Source organism: Cellulomonas cellasea (assembly GCF_030372105.1).
Lineage (GTDB): Bacteria > Actinomycetota > Actinomycetes > Actinomycetales > Cellulomonadaceae > Cellulomonas_A > Cellulomonas_A cellasea_A.
Map to the genome: position 1 here is coordinate 297,519 of NZ_JAUDBQ010000002.1, position 17,892 is coordinate 315,410.

Below are 17,892 nucleotides of genomic sequence, written 5' to 3' on the forward strand. Positions count from 1 at the left end.
CGCCTCGTCCCGACCCAGACCCCGCAGGTGGCAGGCAGCGTTGAGGCCCCCACGGTGACCAAGTTGAGCGGGAAGCGGCTGCGGCCCGACGCGATCGCCCGCACCGCCCACGTCATCGACACCAGCGGCATCCTCGACATGCTGGTCCCGCCGCGCGTCCCGGGAGCCCGCGGCCGCATCGGCAAGCTGCGGGAGAACACCCGTCTGTTCCTGATCGGGCTGTCCCTGTGCACCCGGCTCGGGTACGAGACCACCGTCAAGGGCGTGCACGAGGTCCTCACCGAGTGCCTCGACCGCGAGACCCAGTGGACCCTCGGTGTCCTGCGCCCCCGCGTCACGAAGTCCGACACCCGGCACCCGAAGGGGGCTGTGCCCGGAATGCTCTCACCCGCGCTGGTCGAGAACGGCAAGCAACGCAAGCGGGTGTTCCCCAACGGCGTCGAGGAGATCAGCTACGACGACCTGCACAACGCCACCCGGATCCTGCGTGAGCGCTGGGACTACGGCCACGGGTCCGCACCCGACCTGGACCCCGACGAGCGCGCCCGACGCGCCGCGGTGATCGGCGACGTCGCGCAGGCGCTCATCGACGCCACCACGATCGACCGCACCGGCGGCACGTTCGCCATCGACGGCACCGGGCAGTGGGCGTGGGAACGAGGCGCCGCACGTGGCAAGCGCGACCTGCAGACCGCCGCCGCCGACAAGTCCGGCGAGCAGATCGACGACATGATCGTCGCCAACATCGCCATCGACGACGCCGACGGAAGCACCGCACCCGTCGACCAGGACGCCCGCGTCCCGAACCGCCGGCAGGTCTCGATGAGCGACGCCGCCTGGGGGTACAAGACCGGCAAGGACGGCCGCAAGGAAGTCGGCTACGGCTTCCACCAGCACACCATCGTGCGCGTCCCCGAACCCGGAGCCCGCGGAAGCGAACCGCTCCTGGTCGACGGGTTCGTCCTCGTCCCGGCCAACGCCGACGTCGTCGACGTCTCCCTCGACCTCATCGACCGCATCCGCAGCCGCCACCCGTTCACCCTACTGCTCGGCGACCTCCTCTACAGCAACCTGCGCGCCGACCGTTGGGCCTACCCCCTCGCCCAGCGCGGCATCGAACAGGCTCTGCGACTGCGCACCGACCAGCACAGGGTCGTCGACATCCAGGGCGCCCAGATGCAGCACGCCTGGCTGCACTGCCCGTCCGCGCCCATGACCCAGCGACCCCTGCCCGAGGACAACGCCACCGAGGACCGGTGGCACGAGATCTACGACGCCGCCGAGGACTTCAAGCGCCACTGGGCCTTCGACCGCAAGGAGTCCGGGCTGTCCACCACTCTGACGTCCAAGTGGATCTGCCCCGCCGCCGCCGGACGCGTCGGCTGCTACGCCCGCCCCGACACCGTCCAGGGCGCCATCGACCTCAACATGCCCCTGATCACCCCGCCGCAGGACTGGGCCAACCGCCCCTGCTGCATCCGCAAGACCATCGACTTCACCCCCAGCCTCCGCGACCCGAACCACCAACGCAAGATCGCCCAGCGCGACTACGTCGCCACCCGCCGCTGGCGGCAGCGCACCAACCTGCGCACCCTCGTCGAAGGCACCTTCGGGATCCTGAAGAACCCCAGCCGACAGCGTCTGCGCCGCGGGCAGAACCGCCTGCCCGGCCTCGCCATGGCGACCCTCGTCGCCGCCGTGAAGATCTCCGTCTTCAATGAAGAGCAGCTCCGCCTGTGGCACGCCCGCACCGAGGACGGCCCCGTCGACCACCCTCTTCTCCAGCCCGACCAGCCCGACTGGGGCTATCGCAACCTCACCCAGGACGAGTCCGAAGCCATCGACCGCCAGCACCTGACGCTGCCTGCGGGGGCGCGTTCCATCGCAAAGCCGGCGGCTTGAGCTCGGCGCGGCGCTCCAGGGCGTGTCGCCCGGTGCCCTAACCTCCACCCTGGAGGGGCTACATGGCACCGATTCAGCTGGACAACACGCTCGTCGTCGGCATTGCCTCGAGCGCTCTGTTCGATCTCACCGAGTCCGACGGGGTCTTCCGAGCGAAGGGCGAGGCGGAGTACCGGAAGTACCAGGAGGAGAACCTCCACAACACGCTGGACCCCGGCGTGGCGTTCACCTTCATCAAGCGTCTCCTCTCGCTCAACGACTTGGCCGACACCCCGGGCGACCCGCTCGTCGAGGTCATCGTGCTGTCACGCAACGACCCGGACACGGGTCTTCGCGTCATGAAGTCGATCGAGACGCACAAGCTCGCGATCACCCGAGCCGTCTTCATGCAGGGTCGATCGCCGCACAGGTTCATGCCCGCGTTCAACATGTCGCTGTTCTTGTCCGCAAGTGCGGACGACGTTCGAGAGGCAGTCGGCGAGGGCCTGCCCGCGGGCCAGGTGCTGCCGTCGCTTACCGTCGAGGACGGCTCGAAGGACCTACGCATCGCCTTCGACTTCGACGGTGTCCTCGCGGATGACGCCTCTGAGAGCGTGATGCAGGCAGATGGACTTCCCGCCTTCCATGCGCACGAGGTCGCGAACCTCACGGAACCTCACAACCCGGGGCCGCTCAAGCGATTCCTCGAAGCAGTCAACCGCATCCAGGACCACGAGGAGGCGAAGCGACTTCGCGATCCTGAATACCGCATCCGCGTGCACGTCGCGCTCGTCACGGCGCGCAACGCACCCTCACACGAGCGCGCGATGGCGAGCCTCAAGCAGTGGGGCGTTCGCGTCAATGACGCGTTCTTCCTCGGCGGCGTCGAGAAGGCGCGAGTACTCGAGATTCTCAAGCCGCACATCTTCTTCGACGACCAACGCGGCCACCTCGCCAACGCCGCCAAGGTCGCGCCCAGCGTGCACGTGCCCTTCGGCGTGATCAACCAGCAGCACGCCGACATCGTCGCGTCCGAGACCTCGAGCCCACCGTCCTGAACGTCCTGCGCAGAAGACAAGTGAGGCCCGCCCCCAGCAGGGGACGGGCCTCATCGCAATCTACGAAGAATGCTCTCGCATTCTACGAAGACCTCATGGTGGAGGTGGCGGGAATCGAACCCGCGTCCGATGACGTGGAACCAGGACTTCTCCGGGCGCAGCTCGCTGCGCTCTTTCTCAGCCCTCGCGATCTAGCAAGCGTGTCGCGAAAGCGGGCTCAGTTGTCTAAGAGTCCCCACAGCCCCGACAACGAAGGCTGTGAGCAGTGGCTCTCTAGATGACGCCAGTTACCGAGTCGAGAGCACTCTCGGGCTGACGGACTTCAGGACTCGCTCAGGCGGCGAGTGCGAAGTCGGTGCGCTTGGAATCGGCACCTATTGGTTTGCGCGGATCGTTAACGAGATAACCGTGCGTCCTCGGCCCGCTTCTCCTGGCTGAACGACCACCGTCGAAACCGATCACCCCCATGTGCAGTTATCAACCGCACGACTGCCCCGGGGGGCGGACGTGCACTGTCAGTCTACGTGAGAACGCGCCAGACGTCGCCAAGATTCCCTCGGACGGGTCCGGGCCGCCTCCATCACCACCAGCGCAGACGGCCCGGCGCGCCGTCCACACCTCTCGCCCACGCACCACCTGTCGCGTTCCCCGCGCGCGATGAGCCGCCGAGCGCCACTATGCACGGAGTGTCCGCGCCGATCCCCCCGAGGTGACCATGTCCGACCCCGATGAGACACCCAGTGGCGACCGCAACGAGACCCCGACGGAGCGGATGGACCGCAACTGGAACGAGCTGCTCCAGGAGCTGCGCGTCACCCAGACCGGCGTGCAGATCCTCACGGGGTTCCTGCTGACGGTGCCGTTCCAGCAGCGGTTCGCCGACCTGGACGCCTACCAGCGCAACCTGTACTTGGAGCTGGTGGTGCTGGCGGTGGTGACGACCGGCCTGATCGTGGCGCCGGTGAGCGTGCACCGGATCTTGTTCCGCAAGCGGTTGAAGCGGGAGCTGGTGACGGCGGCCGATCGGTTGGCACGGGCGGGTTTGGCGACGTTGGCGCTGGTGCTGTCGGGGACCACGATGCTGCTGTTCGACGTGGTGGTGGGGCGCACCGAGGGGATCATCGCGGGGGCCACGGTGCTGGTGGCGCTGACGATGCTGTGGCTGGTGGTGCCGCTGCGCCTGGCCAGGCTGGCCGGGGAGTCACGCCCGGGCCAGTAGCGGGTCGACAAGCCAACGAGACGAGTTCACCCGGCGACACGCTTGCAAAAGCCGAGATCGTCATAGTTCCCACCTATTGTCATCCGATGATCTTTTTCGGTTGGGGCCGCAAGAACAAGACGCAGCAGCTCGGCACGCATCAGGCGTTGATTTTGAGTTTCAACTACTTCCACCTCTTCTGGCTTTTCCGCGTGGCTTTCGGGCTCAGGTACAGCGTCGCCACCCTCACGGACGAGGGTTGGGCCACCCGCCCGTTGTCCCCTGCCGAGGTCGAGGCGGGAGGCCCCACGACTGAGTTGACGCTGCACTGGTGGTGGCGCTTCGGCCTGCTCATCGCGATCGCGGCCGTCGTCGTCATCGCGACGCTCGCCTCGATCACCTGACGGGACCGGGACTACTCCCCGGCCGCCAGCACATCCGCGAGCGCATAGGACACCGGCTCCTCGAGTTGCTCGTAGGTGCACGAGGACGGGTCGCGGTCGGGCCGCCACCGCCGGAACTGAGCGACGTGCCGGAACCTGTCGCCCTCGAGGTGGTCGTAGCCGACCTCGACCACCAGCTCGGGGCGTAGCGGGATGAACGAGAGGTCCTTGCCGGCGCTCCAGCGGCTCTGCTCGGACTCGCGGGGGGTGCGGCCCGCGGCGTCGTAGTTCCACGGGTGGTCCTCGAGCGAGGTGACCAGCGGGGCGAGCTCGGTGACGAGCTCGCGGCGCCGGGCCATCGAGAACGCGGCGGCGACACCGACGGACGCGAGTACACCCGCGGAGGTGTAGAGGCCGAGCAGCAGGGAGCCCACGGCGTCGTCGCCGGACTTGTGCGGGCGGTACCCGGCGACCACGCAGTCGGCGGTGCGCTCGTGCTTGACCTTCGACATGACCCGCTTGCCGGGCTCGTAGAGCAGGTCAGCCCGCTTCGCGACGACCCCGTCGAGCCCGGCGCCCTCGAAGCTCTGGAACCAGTCGGCGGCGACGGCCTCGTCGTCGGTCTGCGCAGTGACATAGACCTGGGGGTTGGGTCTGACGATCTGCTCCATCAGGGCCCGGCGTTCCGCGAACGGCTTGCCGGTCAGGTCGGTGTCGTCCAGGGCGAGCAGGTCGAAGAGGATCAGCAGCGCGGGCGTCTCCCGGGAGAGCAGTCGCACGCGCGAGGCGGCAGGGTGGATGCGCTGTTGGAGGGCGTCCCAGTCCAGCCCCCCAGTGGTGGCGGACGGGACGACGATCTCCCCGTCGACGACGCACCGTTCAGGCAACTGTGCCAGTGCCGCGTCCACGATGTCGGGGAAGTACCGCTGCATGGGGCGCGTGTTGCGGCTGCCGATCTCCACCTCGTCGCCATCCCGGAAGACGATCGCGCGGAAGCCGTCCCACTTGGGCTCGTACAACTCCCCCGCGGGGATCGCCGGCACGGACTTGGCCAGCATCGGGTCCACCGGCGGCATCACAGGCAGGTCCATCGGCCCAGTGTGGCCCGCACTCCGCACGCTGGCCACAGGTGGCCTCCGGGCCTACACCGGCCCGAACGCCAGCACGCAGTTCTGCCCGCCGAACCCGAACGCGTTGGTCACGGCGTGCCGCACGCGCTGCTCCCGGGCGACGCCGGGCACGTAGTCGAGGTCGCATTCGGGGTCGGGCGTCGTGTAGTTGATGGTCGGCGGGATGACGCCCTCGACGATGGACATCGCGCACAGCAGCGACGCCAGCGTCCCGGCGGCGCCGATGAGGTGCCCGGTCATCGACTTGGGCGCCGTGACCGACAGGCCGTCGGCGTGCGCTCCGAAGACCTGCCGCAGGGCAGCGGTCTCGGTGCGGTCGTTGGCCAGGGTGGAGGTGCCGTGCGCGGCGACCAGCTCGATGTCCGACGGGTCGAGGCGCGCTCGGCGCAGCGCTTGCGCGATGGCCTGTGCGGCGTACTTCCCGGTGGGGTCGGGGGCGACGATGTGGAACGCGTCGGAGGTCATCGCGCCGCCCAGCACCTCGGCGTAGACGCGCGCTCCGCGGGCCCGGGCGTGCGACAGCAGCTCCATCGCGCAGACCACGGCGCCCTCGGAGAACACGAAGCCGTCGCGGTCGGCGTCGAAGGGCCGGCTGGCCTCCTGCGGGGAGTCGTTGTTGCGGGAGAGCCCGCGCATGGTGGTGAGCCCGGCGAACATCACGGGGGTGATGGCGGCGTCGGTCCCACCGGCGATGACGACGTCGGCCTCACCGGACAGCAGGGTCCGGCGGGCGTCGAGCAGGGCGGCGGTCCCGCTGGCGCAGGCGAGCGCGGACGCGTTGACGGGGCCGTGCACCCCCAGGTCGATCGCCACCTCGCAGGCCGCCATGTTGGTGAGCGACGACGCGACGAAGCTGGGGCTGATGGCCCGGATGCCCTCCATGCCGTACGCCTCGGTGGCCTCCTGGATCTCCGGGTAGCCGGAGACGGCGCTGTTGATGACGATCCCGGCGTCGACGTCGTCGAGCGTCGGCCCGAGTCCCGCGTCGGCCACCGCCTCGCGCGACGCCGCGACCGCGAGCTGGGAGGCGCGGGAGGAGCGCTTGAGCCGTTTGAAGGGCAGCAGCGCCGCCGGGTCGAAGCCGCGCACCTCCCCCGCGATGCGGGTCGGGAAGTCGGAGGCGTCGAATGCCGTGATCTTGTCGATGCCGGATCGGCCCTCCAGCAGCCCCGCCCAGGTCTCGGGCCAGGAGTTGCCCAGCGGGGTGAGGGCGCCCATCCCGGTGATGACCACCCGTCGATCGTCAGCCACGGTGGTCCGCGTCCACAACCGCCGGGCCGACCCCGGCCGACGGCGACTCGAGCAACCCGTCCCGCTCGTCCCGCACCGCCTGCTCGACGACCTTGAAGTGCATCTTCTTGCCCGTCGCGGTCAGCGGCACCTCGTCCACGAACCGGTAGGCGCGCGGCCGCTTGAAGTCCGCGAGCGCGTCATGCCCCCGGCAGAACGCGTCCAGCTCGTCGACGGTCACCGTCCCGTCGCGGCGGATCACGTACGCGACGATCCGCTGCCCCCACTGGTCGTCCGGCAGCCCCACCACCACGGCGTTCGCGACATCGGGGTGGTCCGCGAGCGCGGCCTCGACCTGCACGGGGTGCACGTTCTCCCCGCCGGAGATGATCATGTCGTCCTTGCGGCCCAGGATCGTCACGTACCCGTCGGCGTCCCACGTGGCCATGTCCCCGGGGTAGAGCCACCCGTCGTGGAACTTCTCCTCCTCGAGGCCCGGCAGGTTCACGTAGCTGTAGCCGGACTTGGGCGAGCGCATGATCAGCTCGCCGGCCTCGACGCCGTCCTGCGCGGCGAGCTCGTCGGGTGCGGCGCGCCGGTCCTCGAAGACCTTGACCACGGCGACGTCGTCGTCGGTGCACGCCCGCCCGGCGGTGCCCGCGTGCTCGGGCAGGTCCTCGGGCCGCAGGAAGGTGTTCCAGAACGCCTCGGTGGTGCCGTATCCGTTGAAGATCCGCGGCGTGAGCACCTGCTGGTAGCGCAGCGCCGCGGCGCGGTCCAGGGGCGCGCCCATCGTGACGATGCCGTTGAGGGAATTGAGATCGCGCGGCTCCCGCTCCTGCTCGGCGGCGAGCAGCTCGAGCGTGGTGGGCGCGCCGATCAGGAAGGTCAGGGCGTGCTCCCCCACCCAGTCGAGGACTGTGGCCGCGTCGAACGCGCGCAGCGGGACCACGCTGGCGCCGATGTAGAACGCGGGCGTCGGCCCCCCGGAGTGCAGTCCGCCCCGGTGGAACCAGGGGGTCATGTTGAGGCTGCGGTCGTTCGGGGTGAGCGGGAAGTGCATGATCACGTCGTGGGCGGACATCACCTCCACGACGGACGGCAGCGCCACACCCTTGGGCATCCCAGTGGTGCCCGAGGTGTACAGCCGGGTCGTCTCCTCGTACGTGGAGAAGTCCTCGGGCAGCGCGGGCGCCCCGCCGCCGGACTGTGCGAGCGCGGCGTCGAAGGTGTGCGCGCCGTTGCCGCCCGGCCCCACCACCAGCACTGCGGGCGAGGTGGCCGCCAGGTCGAGGGCCCGCTGCGCGGCGGGGGCGCACTCCTGGTCGTAGACGAACACGACCGGCATGCTGTCGCGCAGGATGTGCGCGATCTCGGCGGGGGCCAGCCGGTAGTTGACCGGCACGCTGACCGCGCCGAGCCGGTGCGTCGCCAGGTACAGCAGCGCGAACTCGACGCCGTTGTAAAGCTGGAAGACCACCGGGTCGCCGCGGCCGACACCCCGCTCCATGAGCATGGTCGCGGTGCGGTCCACATCCTCGCCGAGCTGGCGGTAGGTCCACGTCCGCCCGCTCGCCGGGTCGGTGACGGCCACGCTGCCGCCATACCGCGCCACGTTGCGCCGGAACCCGGCGGCGTAGGTCAGCTCGCGCTCGAAGTACTGCTGGAACCGGGTCGGGTCGTAGCTCACGGTGCGGGTCCTCTCGGGTCGTCAGCCGGGCACGTGTCAGTCCCGGCGTGGTCGCTCCGGGAGGGCGATCGGCGCTGTCGCGTCGACGTGGAACGGCGGCGCGGTGAGGGACAGGCCCCCGTCCACCACGAGGGTCTGGCCGGTGATGTACTCCGAGTCGGGTGAGAGCAGGAACTCGACGGTCGCGGCCATCTCGTCGGCGGTGCCCGCGCGGCGCTTGGGGATGCGGGACAGCACGCTCTCGATCGGCGGGATGCCGTCCATCGAGTAGTAGTAGTCGAGCGAGTCCGACTCGATGAGGCCCCCGCTGACGGCGTTCACGTTGATGCCGTAGCCGGCGAGCTCCACGGCCATGAACCGCACGAACGCCTCGACGGCCGCCTTGTACGAGCCGAGCGCCGCATAGGTGGGGAACGCCCGGATGCTGCCGTAGCTGGTCAGCGCGACGATGCGCCCGCCCCGGTCCATGAGCTTCACGGCCTCCTGCGTGCCCAGCACGAACGGCCGCACGTTCACGGCGTACGCCCGGTCCAGGTGGTGCGGCTTGAGGTCGACCACATGCTTGAACGCGGCGGCGGCTGCGCTGTTGACGAAGTAGTCGAGCCGGCCGTACTCCTCGGCGACGGTGTCGAAGAGGCTGGCCACCTCCTCCGGGTGCTCCACGTCGGCCCGCACGGCGAAGCCTCCGCCGCCCAGCCGCTTGAGCTCGCGCACCACGTCGTCGGCCAGCTCGTGGTTCTTGCGATACCCGACCACCACCTGGCAGCCGCGCTCGGCCAAGCGCTCGGCCACCCGGCGCCCGATCCCCCGGGACCCCCCGGTCACCAGCGCGATCTTGTCGTTGCTCTGCTCCACGTCGTCTCCCCTGCCCCTGGTACGCCGACCTGGTCAGTCTGGCCTGGCGCCGCCCACGGTGGCTATACCGAAACCGTGAGGAACAGGTTGAACAGGTGCGGGTGGTGGGCGTGCACCAGCACCGCGAACACCACCGCGTCGAACAGCAGGTGCACCACCAGCACGTACGTGAGCGATGCCGTCTTGGCGTAGGTGAGCCCCTGCACCAAGGCGAATGGCACGGTGAGCAGCGGCCCCCACTCCTGGTAGCCGAGCTCCCACAGGAACGAGACGAAGACCGCCGCCTGCAGCACGTTCGCCGTCCACATCGAGAAGTGGCGGCGCAGCAGCGCGAACACGGTGCAGATGAAGAACAGCTCGTCCCACGTCCCCACGGCCGCGACGCCGACGAACAGCCGCGCGATCTCCCCCGAGCCGTCGAGCGCCGGCCAGTTCTGCCACACGCCAGAGGTGAGGAAGTACCAGGGCAGCACCACATACCCGGCGACCACCACCACGATCAGATACGTCCAGTGCACCCGGGTCCACGGGCGGCCGACCCGCCACGGGAACGTGATCGCGTCATGCCGCAGCCACCACCGCGACAGCGCGAACGGGACAGCCACCGCGAGCGAGAGCACCACGGCGAACTTGGCGATGCCCGCATTCGACAGGTCCGCCCTCAACGAGATGGCGCTGATGATCCCCATGCCGACGCCGATCAGCGTCAGGTCCGCCCCGAGCGCGCGGTCCACCGCCCAGCCGAGCAGCACGCCCGCGATGAGCGGCAGGTAGGCGATGGGGCGCAGGTGGATCGCGAACAGCAGCACCGCGGAGCCGCAGACCAGCGCGGCGGCGAGCAGGCGGCCCGCGGCCGCCAGATGGCCGGTCGGCTGGATCCGCAGCGGCGCGGACCCGTGCAGGGTGTCGGTCACAGCGGTACCTTGCCGCACCTCGGCAACTGCGACCAGCCGGGCGCGCCCTCCGGATCGCCGCGCGGGCGCCCACACGAGAGAGTGGGGAATGTGACCAACCGTCTCGCGGCCAGCACCAGCCCCTACCTGCAGCAGCACGCGCAGAACCCGGTCCACTGGCAGGAGTGGGGCGAGGACGCCTTCGCCGAGGCCCGACGCCGCGACGTCCCGTTGCTGGTGTCGATCGGCTATGCGTCCTGCCACTGGTGCCACGTCATGGCGCATGAGTCCTTCGAGGACGAGGGCACCGCCGCGTACATGAACGAGCACTTCGTCAACGTGAAGGTCGACCGCGAGGAGCGGCCCGATGTGGACGCCGTGTTCATGGCCGCGACGCAGGCCACGACGGGGCAGGGCGGTTGGCCGATGACGGTCTTCACCACCCCCGACGGCCGCCCCTTCTACTGCGGCACCTACTTCCCACCGCAGCCGGTGGGCGGGTTGGCGTCCTTCCGGCAGGTGCTCGAGGCCGTGGCAGACGCGTGGAGGACGCAGCGCGCCGACCTGGAGCACAACGCTGGCCTCCTCGGTGACGCGCTCGGCTCCCGGCCTGCCGTCGGCCCGGGCCAGGGCCCGCTGTCGGACGCCGCCCTGGAGGCCGCCACCGCCGCCGCCCGCGACGAGGTCACCGGCGACTACGACGCCCAGAACGGCGGCTTCGGCGCCGCGCCCAAGTTCCCGCCGTCGCTGGTGCTCGAGTGGCTGCTGCGCCGGGCCGCGCGCGCACACGACATCGTCGCGATGGACATGGCCGAGCACACGCTCACGGCGATGGCCCGCGGCGGGATGGCGGATCAGATCGGCGGCGGCTTCGCGCGGTACTCGGTGGACGGGCGCTGGACCGTGCCGCACTTCGAGAAGATGCTCGAGGACAACGCGCTGCTGCTGCGCGTGTACCTGCACTGGTGGCGCGCGACGGGCTCGGCGCTCGCGCTGGACGTCGTGGAGCGAACCGCCCGGTGGATGACGCGCGCGCTGCACACCGACCAGGGCGCCTTCGCCTCCTCCCTCGACGCCGACACCGACGGGGTGGAGGGCCTCACCTACGTGTGGACGCCCGCGCAGCTCGTCGAGGTGCTGGGCGAGGAGGACGGGACGTGGGCCGCCGAGGTCTACGCGGTCACCGAGGCGGGGACCTTCGAGCACGGGACGTCGGTGCTGCAGCTGAGGCACGATCCCGGCGCCGACGCCGCCGAGCGGCTGGCCTCCGTGCGCCGCCGCCTGCTCAAGGCCCGCCGCGCACGCCCCCAGCCGGCTCGCGACGACAAGGTCGTCGCAGCCTGGAACGGCCTGGCCATCGCAGCGCTGGCCGAGGCTGGCGCCATGCTGGGCCACCGGCAGTGGGTGGGGGCCGCCCTGCGCGCCGCGGCGCTGCTCGACACCGTCCACCTGCGCACCGAGCCCACCGGCCCGGACGGGGCGCCGCAGACCCGGCTCCTGCGCACCTCCCGCGACGGTGTGGCCGGCTCCGCGCCGGGCGTCCTCGCCGACTACGCCCACGTGGCCGAGGGGTTCTTGACCCTGTACTCCGCGACCGACGACGAGCACTGGTACGTGCGCGCAGGCGAGCTCCTGGAGACAGTCCTGACGCGCTTCGCCGACGGCGAGGGCGGCTTCTTCGACACCGCTGACGACCGCACCGACCCGGTCCTCGCCCGCCTGCAACGCCCCCAGGAGATCGCCGACGGTCCCGCGCCCTCAGGCCAGTCGGCCGCCGCCGGTGCGCTGCTCGCCTACTCGGCGCTCTCCGGCTTCGCCCGCCACCGCCAAGCGGCGGAGCTCGCGCTGGCGGCCCCGCTGGCCATCGCGCCCCGGGCGCCCCGGGCCTGCGGGTGGGCGCTCGCCACCGCTGACGCGATGCTGGACGGCCCGGTGCAGGTGGCCGTCGTCGGGCGCGGCCTCGACCCGTCCACCGCCGAGCTCGCCCAGGTGGCCTGGCGTTCCACGGCGCCGGGCCACGTGCTCGCGGTGGGCGACCCGGAGCGCATGGAGGTCGTCGGCACGCGGGTGCCCCTCTTGGAGGGCCGGACCCTGGTCGACGGCCTCGCCGCCGCCTACGTGTGCCGGGGGTTCGTGTGCGACCTGCCGACCACCCAGCCCGCACAGCTCGCGCGGTCGCTCGGTGGCGGGGCCACCGCGGCGGGCGCACGATGAGGTATGGACGAACTCCACCTTCTCCACCGCGTCAACGCGGACAAGATCACCTCGCTCGTGACCCAGGTGGGCGACCGCTGGGACACGCAGACTCCCTACGCCGACTGGACTGTCCGCGACCTCGTCAACCACCTCACCGCTGAGCAGCTGTGGGCCCCTGAGCTGCTGGCCGGGCGCAGCGTCCAGGAGATCGGCCACCGCTTCGAGGGGGACGTGCTGGGGAGCGAGCCCCTCGCCGCCTGGAGGCTGGCCGTCGAGGCGGCACTCGCGGCCTTCGCGGAGCCTGGGGCCCTCGACCGCTCGGTCCACTTCGGGGACAAGTCCCTGACCGCCGCCGAGTACCTCGATCAGATGGTCACCGACCTGGCCCTGCACAGCTGGGACCTGGCGACGGCCATCGACGCCGACGCCGACATCGACCCCGCGACGGTGGACCGCCTGCTCGTGGAGTGGACTGGCCGCGCCGAGGAGTCCCTGCGCGGGCCCATGTTCACCGGACCCGACGAGCCGCCTCAGCCCATCGACGTCTCCGACGAGGAGGAGGCTCAGACCCGGCTGCTGGCCCTGTTCGGCCGGCGCGCCTGAGGCTCACCAGCCCCCGCCGCCACCGCCACCACCGCCGCCGCCGGAGAAGCCGCCCCCGCCCGAGAAGCCCGAGTCGCCCGACGACCCGGGAGTCGCGGACAACGACGTCGTCGCGACCTGGCTGAACCGTTCCAGGTTGCTGCCGAATGCCGCGTACGAGACCCAGAACGCCCCTGTGTGCCCGTACGACCCGACGTACCACTCAGGCTCGGCCACGGCTCCGCCCTGGGCGGCGAGCGTGCCGAAGACCCGCGCCCACCGCTCGGTGAGCCCGAAGACGATCGCGTACGGCAGGTAGCGGGAGAAGACGTCCACGCCCTCCTCGAACCTGAGCTGCTCCGCCTCGGCGGTGGCCAGGTACTGCTGGAAGCCCCGCGCCTCGGCGAGGACCGCGGTGCCGTCGGCGGTGCGCGCAGGCGCCGCGTTCGCCATCAACAGCACTGTGACGCCGACGAGGCCGAGCGCGACGGGCGGCAGGAACGCGCCGGAGACCTCGAACATCAGGGCCGCGACCCCCAGGGCGCCGGCCAGGGCGATCAGCCCCAGGCCCGCCCAGCGCCAGTGCATGCGCACGACCGCCGGTGAGGTGCGGAACCAGCCGCGGGCGATGACCTCCTCGTACAGGCCGCTCTGCACCGAGGCCATCGTCGCCGCGAAGGTGGTCTTCAGCTCCGAGAGCGCGACCTCGGAGCGGCCCGTGAACAGGCCGTCGTACAGGCTGCGCTCGAAGTCGATCAGGCCCTCCGCGTCCCGCAGCCGCACCAGCGTCCAGTCCTTCGGCTTCTTGCCCGGCTTGCTGCGCGGCACCTCCTCGATGCGCAGGTAGCCGCGGACCGCCAAGTCGATCAGCGTGGCCGTGACGTCCTTCGGGTGGGCGACCTCGTCGAGCAGCGTGCCGAGCTCGCCGGGCCGGACCCCCGCCGGCGGGGCGAACTGCACAGCGACGGGCGCCCGCCGGTCACGGAAGCCGACGGCCGGCTCCGCGCCGTCGACGGGCATGAGGCCCGGGGTGAGGCCCAGGTAGGCCCGGTCACGGCCGCGCGTGCGCACCCGGTGGGTGGCCAGGCCGATGCCCCCGACGCCCACCAGCAGCGCGAGCGAGCCGGTCAGCGGGGTCGGCGTCAGCACGTCCACCGGCTCCGGGCGCTCCTCGAACACGGGCGCGGCGTCGACGAGTGTGCCCACGGGCCAGCCGACGGCGACGGTGAGCTGGTCCCGCACCGGCACCGCCGCCTGCGTGAACGTCGCGGCGTCTGCGGCCACGTCGACCCCGTCGCAGGATGCCTCCGAGCCGGCGGGTCCCGCGTAGCAGGCGGCCTGCAAGATCTCCGCAGGACCGGTCACTGTGACGCTGACGTGCGCGAGCGGGATCTCCCAGTCGGCGCCGATCGCGTTCCAGTTGAGCTCGTCGACCTGCGCGCCCGTGGCGGTGTCGGTGACGTCCGGGTTGGGCATCCCGGAGACGGTGTAGCCGATGCGGTACGTGTGCACGCCGTCGACGTCGCCGACGTCCGGGTCGCCCACCCGCACCACCAGCGCGTCCGACCGCTCGTCGAGGTTGACGTCCGCGGGGGCGCCCGACGGGCTGGACGCCGTCACGTCGTCGATCGTGTAGACGCGGTCGCGGTTCTCCCCGGCGTCCATGCGGGTCGGCCACGACAGGTACGGGCCGTGCCCCGGCTCGTCGCCGAACGCGAAGTCGAAGTCCAGCTCGACGCGCATCGTGCCGTCCTCGGCGACGGCCACCTGCGCGTCGTACCGGAGGATCTGCCGGCCCGTCGTCTCGGCCGAGGCGCGCGAGGCCCAGGGGCCCACGAGGAGCGCCACAGCCACGAGCACGGCGCCGGCGAGCGCCAGGGCGCGCGCTCCCCGCTCCCCCGCGCGTCGTCGGGCGGGGGTGGAGTCGTGGATCACCTAGAGGTCTCTCTTCTCGCGAATCGCCCGGTGGGCCTCGAGGTTGTCCTGACGCTCACGCAGCGCCTGGCGCTTGTCGTACTCGCGCTTGCCGCGCGCCAGGGCGATCTCGACCTTGGCCCGGCCGTCGAGGAAGTACAGCGACAGCGGGATGATCGTCTGGCCCTTGGCCCGCACCTTCATGTCGAGGCGGTCGATCTCCGAGCGGTGCAGCAGCAGCTTGCGCTTGCGCCGCGGCGCGTGGTTGGTCCAGGTGCCCTGCGTGTACTCGGGGATGTGCACCCCTTCGAGCCACGCCTCCCCGTTCTCCACCTCGCACCAGCCGTCCACCAGCGACGCCCGGCCCGCGCGCAGCGCCTTGACCTCGGTGCCCGTGAGCACCACTCCCGCCTCGAAGACGTCCTCGATCAGGTAGTCGTGACGTGCCTTCTTGTTGGACGCGACGAGCTTGCGCCCAGTGTCCTTGGCCACGACCTCCCCTTCCTCGCCTCACCGCATGCTGCTGGGCAGCACGCGCTCCAGTTCCCGGTCGTCGAGCCTACCGCTCGGAAGACATCCGGCCCGAGTCCTTATCGCCGCGGCGAGGTGTCGGGGCGTTCGGCACAGAGGCTCAGAGGCCCAGCAGCGGGCCCGGGTCCTGCGTGGCGCCGTTCACGTACACCTCGAGGTGCAGGTGGCATGCCGCCGACGTCCCCGTGTTGCCCGAGTAGCCCAGCAGCGTGCCCTGCTCCACGCGCTGGCCAGCCCCCACCACGAAGCTGGTCATGTGGTTGTAGCTCGACATCAGCGAGCTGCCGTTGACCAGCCCGTGGTCGAGCATCACCTGGTTGCCGAAGCCGTACCGGTACCGGGCCCACTGCACAGTGCCGGCGCGCCCCGCGTAGATCGGGTTGCCGCAGTAGGTGCGCAGGTCGATGCCGGCGTGCAGCCGCACGTACCCGAGCGTGGGGTGCAGGCGCATGCCGTAGTTCGACGTGACGTACATCGGCTTGATGCTGGTGGGGTTCGCGAACAGGCTCCCGGAGACCGGGCCGGCCGGCGTCTGCGGCTTGCCCGCCGCGGCGGCCGCGGCGGCGTCGGCGGCCCGCTGTGCCTCGGCGATCGCGGCGAGCTCGGCGGTGATCTTCGCGGCCTCCGCGTCCGCGGCTGCTGCCTCGGCCTCGGCGGCGGCCTTCTGGTCCTCGATCTGCGCCTTCTTGGCGGCCTGCTCGACGATGAGCTGCTCGATCTCGTTCTTGCGATCCTCCGCCTGGGCCCGCGCCGCGTCCGCCTCGACGACCTTCTGATCGGCCTCGGCCTTGAGCTCCTGGATGCGGCCGCGCACCGCCTCCAGCCGCGCCTGGCTGTTGACGTTCTGGGCTTGCAGCGTGCGCATCTCCTCCAGGGTGCTGGTCTGCGTGCGCAGCGCCGTGCTGACCAGGCCGTACTGCTCGATGAAGTCCTCGGTGCTCTCCGCGCCCAGCACGACGCCCATGCTCGACGCCGCGCCGCGGCCCTTGTACGCCTCACGGGCCATCTGCCCGATCGACTCGCGGATCTGGGTGGCCCGCGCCGTGTCCTGCTCGATCGTCGTGCCGATGGACGTCTCCTGGTCCTGCGCGTCCTGCAGGCGGGCCGCGACGAGCGTGGCCTCCCGCTGCGAGCGCTCCAGTGACGCCTCGGCCTCCGCCAGCTCGAACTGGGCCTGGGGCATCCGCGCCTCCATGGCCTGCAGGTCCAGCAGCGCCTGGCTCAGCTCAGCGCTCAGGCCCTCGAGCGACGCGGCGAGCTGCTCACGCTTCGCGGCGTTCTCCCGCTCGAGCTTCTTCGCGGCGGCCCGCTTGTCGGACAGCGTGTCGGCGATCGCCGGGCCGCCCACGGTCGTCAGCGCGGCGAGGGCTCCCACCAGCACGAGTGCGAGCATCCTGCTCAGCGCACGAGGTCGTCGGCTCATGTGATCACACCTTGGTGTAACGGCTCAGGGTCACCAGCGAGGCGATGGCCGCCAAGCCGATGGCCACGACGGCCAGGAACGGCGCGATGACCATCACATCGGCCGTCGTGACGTACGGGATCCAGGTCAGCGAGTTCCCCAGCCAGTCCGCGATCAGATAGTGCACGCCCGCCCACAGCGCCCCCACGGCGAGCGCGGCGCCCAGCGTCGCGGCGATGGCGCCCTCGAGCATGAACGGCAGCTGGATGAACATGTTCGAGGCGCCGACCAGCCGCATGATCCCCGTCTCGCGGCGGCGGCTCATCGCGGACAGCCGGATCGTCGTGGTGATCAGCAGCATCGCCGCCAACAGCATCACCGCGGCCAGCCCCACCGACAGCAGCGTCGCGCGGTTCAGCACCAGGAACAGCGAGTCGAAGAGCTTGCGCTGGTCCTGGACCTCCTCGACGCCCTGCCGCCCGGACAGCACGTCGGCCACCACCTGGTACTTCGTGGGGTCGGCCAACTTGATCCGGAACGACGAGCTCATGTCGTCGGCTGTCGTCTCCTCCGCCCACCACTGGTCGGAGTACATCTTCTGGAAGGACTCGTACGCCTCTTCCTTCGTCTCGAAGTACACCTTCTCGACGTACGGCCCGATGTCCGCCGACGCCAGCTCGGCCTCGATGGCGCCCTTCTGGTCGTCCGTGACCTCGCCGCCCGCGCACGTCGCCTTCGACGACACCTGCGGGCACAGGTACACCGAGACCTCGACCTTGTCGTACCAGTCGTCCTTCATCGCGCCGATCTGCATCTGCAGCAGCGCCGCGGCGCCCACGAACGTGAGCGAGACGAACGTGACGAGGACGACCGAGATCGTCATCGACAGGTTGCGCCGCAACCCGATGCCAATCTCGGAGAGGATGAACTGAAGTCTCACTGCCGTGCC

General features: G+C 70.8%; 15 protein-coding genes and 1 other RNA gene. 6 read left to right on the forward strand and 10 right to left on the reverse strand.

Annotated elements, in window-relative coordinates:
- Positions 1–54 precede the first annotated feature (54 nt).
- The gene (locus tag QUV83_RS03295; RefSeq protein WP_289562612.1) at positions 55–1,902 is read left to right on the forward strand and encodes a hypothetical protein; all 1,848 of its coding nucleotides are present in this window, start codon (positions 55–57) and stop codon (positions 1,900–1,902) included.
- A gap of 62 nt (positions 1,903–1,964) precedes the next feature.
- Complete coding sequence (locus QUV83_RS03300; RefSeq protein WP_289562613.1) at positions 1,965–2,939, forward strand: 5'-nucleotidase; 975 nt, start codon at positions 1,965–1,967, stop codon at positions 2,937–2,939.
- A 96-nt stretch (positions 2,940–3,035) separates the two neighbouring features.
- Here the strand turns inward: QUV83_RS03300 and ssrA are convergent.
- Positions 3,036–3,405: a transfer-messenger RNA gene (ssrA, locus tag QUV83_RS03305) on the reverse strand.
- A gap of 249 nt (positions 3,406–3,654) precedes the next feature.
- Between ssrA and QUV83_RS03310 the strand changes: the two genes are divergently transcribed.
- Together QUV83_RS03310 and QUV83_RS03315 are read left to right on the forward strand one after the other, a co-directional pair.
- A complete protein-coding gene (locus tag QUV83_RS03310; RefSeq protein ID WP_289562615.1) occupies positions 3,655–4,158 on the forward strand; it encodes a DUF6328 family protein in 504 nt (167 codons plus the stop codon).
- Between the two features lie 86 nt (positions 4,159–4,244).
- Positions 4,245–4,541: a hypothetical protein gene (locus tag QUV83_RS03315; RefSeq protein WP_289562617.1), complete on the forward strand. Its 297-nt coding sequence runs from the start codon at positions 4,245–4,247 to the stop codon at positions 4,539–4,541.
- An 11-nt stretch (positions 4,542–4,552) separates the two neighbouring features.
- Here the strand turns inward: QUV83_RS03315 and QUV83_RS03320 are convergent, their stop codons facing one another.
- The 5 genes from QUV83_RS03320 to QUV83_RS03340 all read right to left on the reverse strand — a co-directional run bounded on the left by QUV83_RS03320 (position 4,553) and on the right by QUV83_RS03340 (position 10,339).
- Positions 4,553–5,611, reverse strand: coding sequence for an ATP-dependent DNA ligase (locus QUV83_RS03320; protein ID WP_289562619.1), 1,059 nt, complete (start codon positions 5,609–5,611; stop codon positions 4,553–4,555).
- 51 nt (positions 5,612–5,662) lie between these two features.
- Positions 5,663–6,901, reverse strand: coding sequence for a beta-ketoacyl-[acyl-carrier-protein] synthase family protein (locus QUV83_RS03325; protein WP_289562620.1), 1,239 nt, complete (start codon positions 6,899–6,901; stop codon positions 5,663–5,665).
- Entirely contained in the window at positions 6,894–8,570 is a 1,677-nt protein-coding gene (locus tag QUV83_RS03330; RefSeq protein WP_289562622.1) for a class I adenylate-forming enzyme family protein, read from the reverse strand. Before QUV83_RS03330 ends, QUV83_RS03325 begins: the two co-directional genes overlap by 8 nt.
- 36 nt (positions 8,571–8,606) lie before the next feature.
- Positions 8,607–9,425 (reverse strand): SDR family oxidoreductase, encoded by an 819-nt coding sequence (locus QUV83_RS03335; RefSeq protein ID WP_289562623.1) that lies wholly within the window; start codon positions 9,423–9,425, stop codon positions 8,607–8,609.
- A 62-nt stretch (positions 9,426–9,487) separates the two neighbouring features.
- On the reverse strand, positions 9,488–10,339 hold the full coding sequence (locus QUV83_RS03340) for a CPBP family glutamic-type intramembrane protease (protein ID WP_436231871.1): 852 nt from the start codon (positions 10,337–10,339) through the stop codon (positions 9,488–9,490).
- A 90-nt stretch (positions 10,340–10,429) separates the two neighbouring features.
- Between QUV83_RS03340 and QUV83_RS03345 the strand changes: the two genes are divergently transcribed.
- Positions 10,430–12,532: a thioredoxin domain-containing protein gene (locus QUV83_RS03345; protein ID WP_289562625.1), complete on the forward strand. Its 2,103-nt coding sequence runs from the start codon at positions 10,430–10,432 to the stop codon at positions 12,530–12,532.
- Between the two features lie 3 nt (positions 12,533–12,535).
- Positions 12,536–13,117 carry a TIGR03086 family metal-binding protein gene (locus QUV83_RS03350; protein WP_289562626.1) on the forward strand — a complete coding sequence of 194 codons (582 nt, stop codon included), beginning with the start codon at positions 12,536–12,538 and terminating at the stop codon, positions 13,115–13,117.
- Between the two features lie 3 nt (positions 13,118–13,120).
- Here QUV83_RS03350 and QUV83_RS03355 read toward each other — a convergent pair whose 3' ends face one another.
- The 4 genes from QUV83_RS03355 to ftsX all read right to left on the reverse strand — a co-directional run bounded on the left by QUV83_RS03355 (position 13,121) and on the right by ftsX (position 17,883).
- Positions 13,121–15,031, reverse strand: a complete 1,911-nt coding sequence (locus QUV83_RS03355) for a DUF2207 domain-containing protein (protein WP_289562628.1) — start codon at positions 15,029–15,031, stop codon at positions 13,121–13,123.
- Positions 15,032–15,502, reverse strand: coding sequence for an SsrA-binding protein SmpB (smpB, locus tag QUV83_RS03360; RefSeq protein ID WP_289562630.1), 471 nt, complete (start codon positions 15,500–15,502; stop codon positions 15,032–15,034).
- Positions 15,503–15,641: 139 nt separating this feature from the next.
- Positions 15,642–16,964, reverse strand: coding sequence for a peptidoglycan DD-metalloendopeptidase family protein (locus QUV83_RS03365; protein WP_289562632.1), 1,323 nt, complete (start codon positions 16,962–16,964; stop codon positions 15,642–15,644).
- A gap of 4 nt (positions 16,965–16,968) precedes the next feature.
- Positions 16,969–17,883 (reverse strand): permease-like cell division protein FtsX, encoded by a 915-nt coding sequence (gene ftsX, locus QUV83_RS03370; RefSeq protein ID WP_066582582.1) that lies wholly within the window; start codon positions 17,881–17,883, stop codon positions 16,969–16,971.
- Between the last annotated feature and the right edge of the window lie 9 nt (positions 17,884–17,892).

Bases quoted from the DNA above. Each gene is read 5' to 3' on its own strand.
- QUV83_RS03300 (WP_289562613.1), top strand. From the start codon at position 1,965: ATGGCACCGATTCAGCTGGACAACACGCTCGTCGTCGGCATTGCCTCG.
- QUV83_RS03310 (WP_289562615.1), top strand. From the start codon at position 3,655: ATGTCCGACCCCGATGAGACACCCAGTGGCGACCGCAACGAGACCCCG.
- QUV83_RS03315 (WP_289562617.1), top strand. From the start codon at position 4,245: ATGATCTTTTTCGGTTGGGGCCGCAAGAACAAGACGCAGCAGCTCGGC.
- QUV83_RS03320 (WP_289562619.1), bottom strand. From the start codon at position 5,611: ATGGACCTGCCTGTGATGCCGCCGGTGGACCCGATGCTGGCCAAGTCC.
- QUV83_RS03350 (WP_289562626.1), top strand. From the start codon at position 12,536: ATGGACGAACTCCACCTTCTCCACCGCGTCAACGCGGACAAGATCACC.
- QUV83_RS03365 (WP_289562632.1), bottom strand. From the start codon at position 16,964: ATGAGCCGACGACCTCGTGCGCTGAGCAGGATGCTCGCACTCGTGCTG.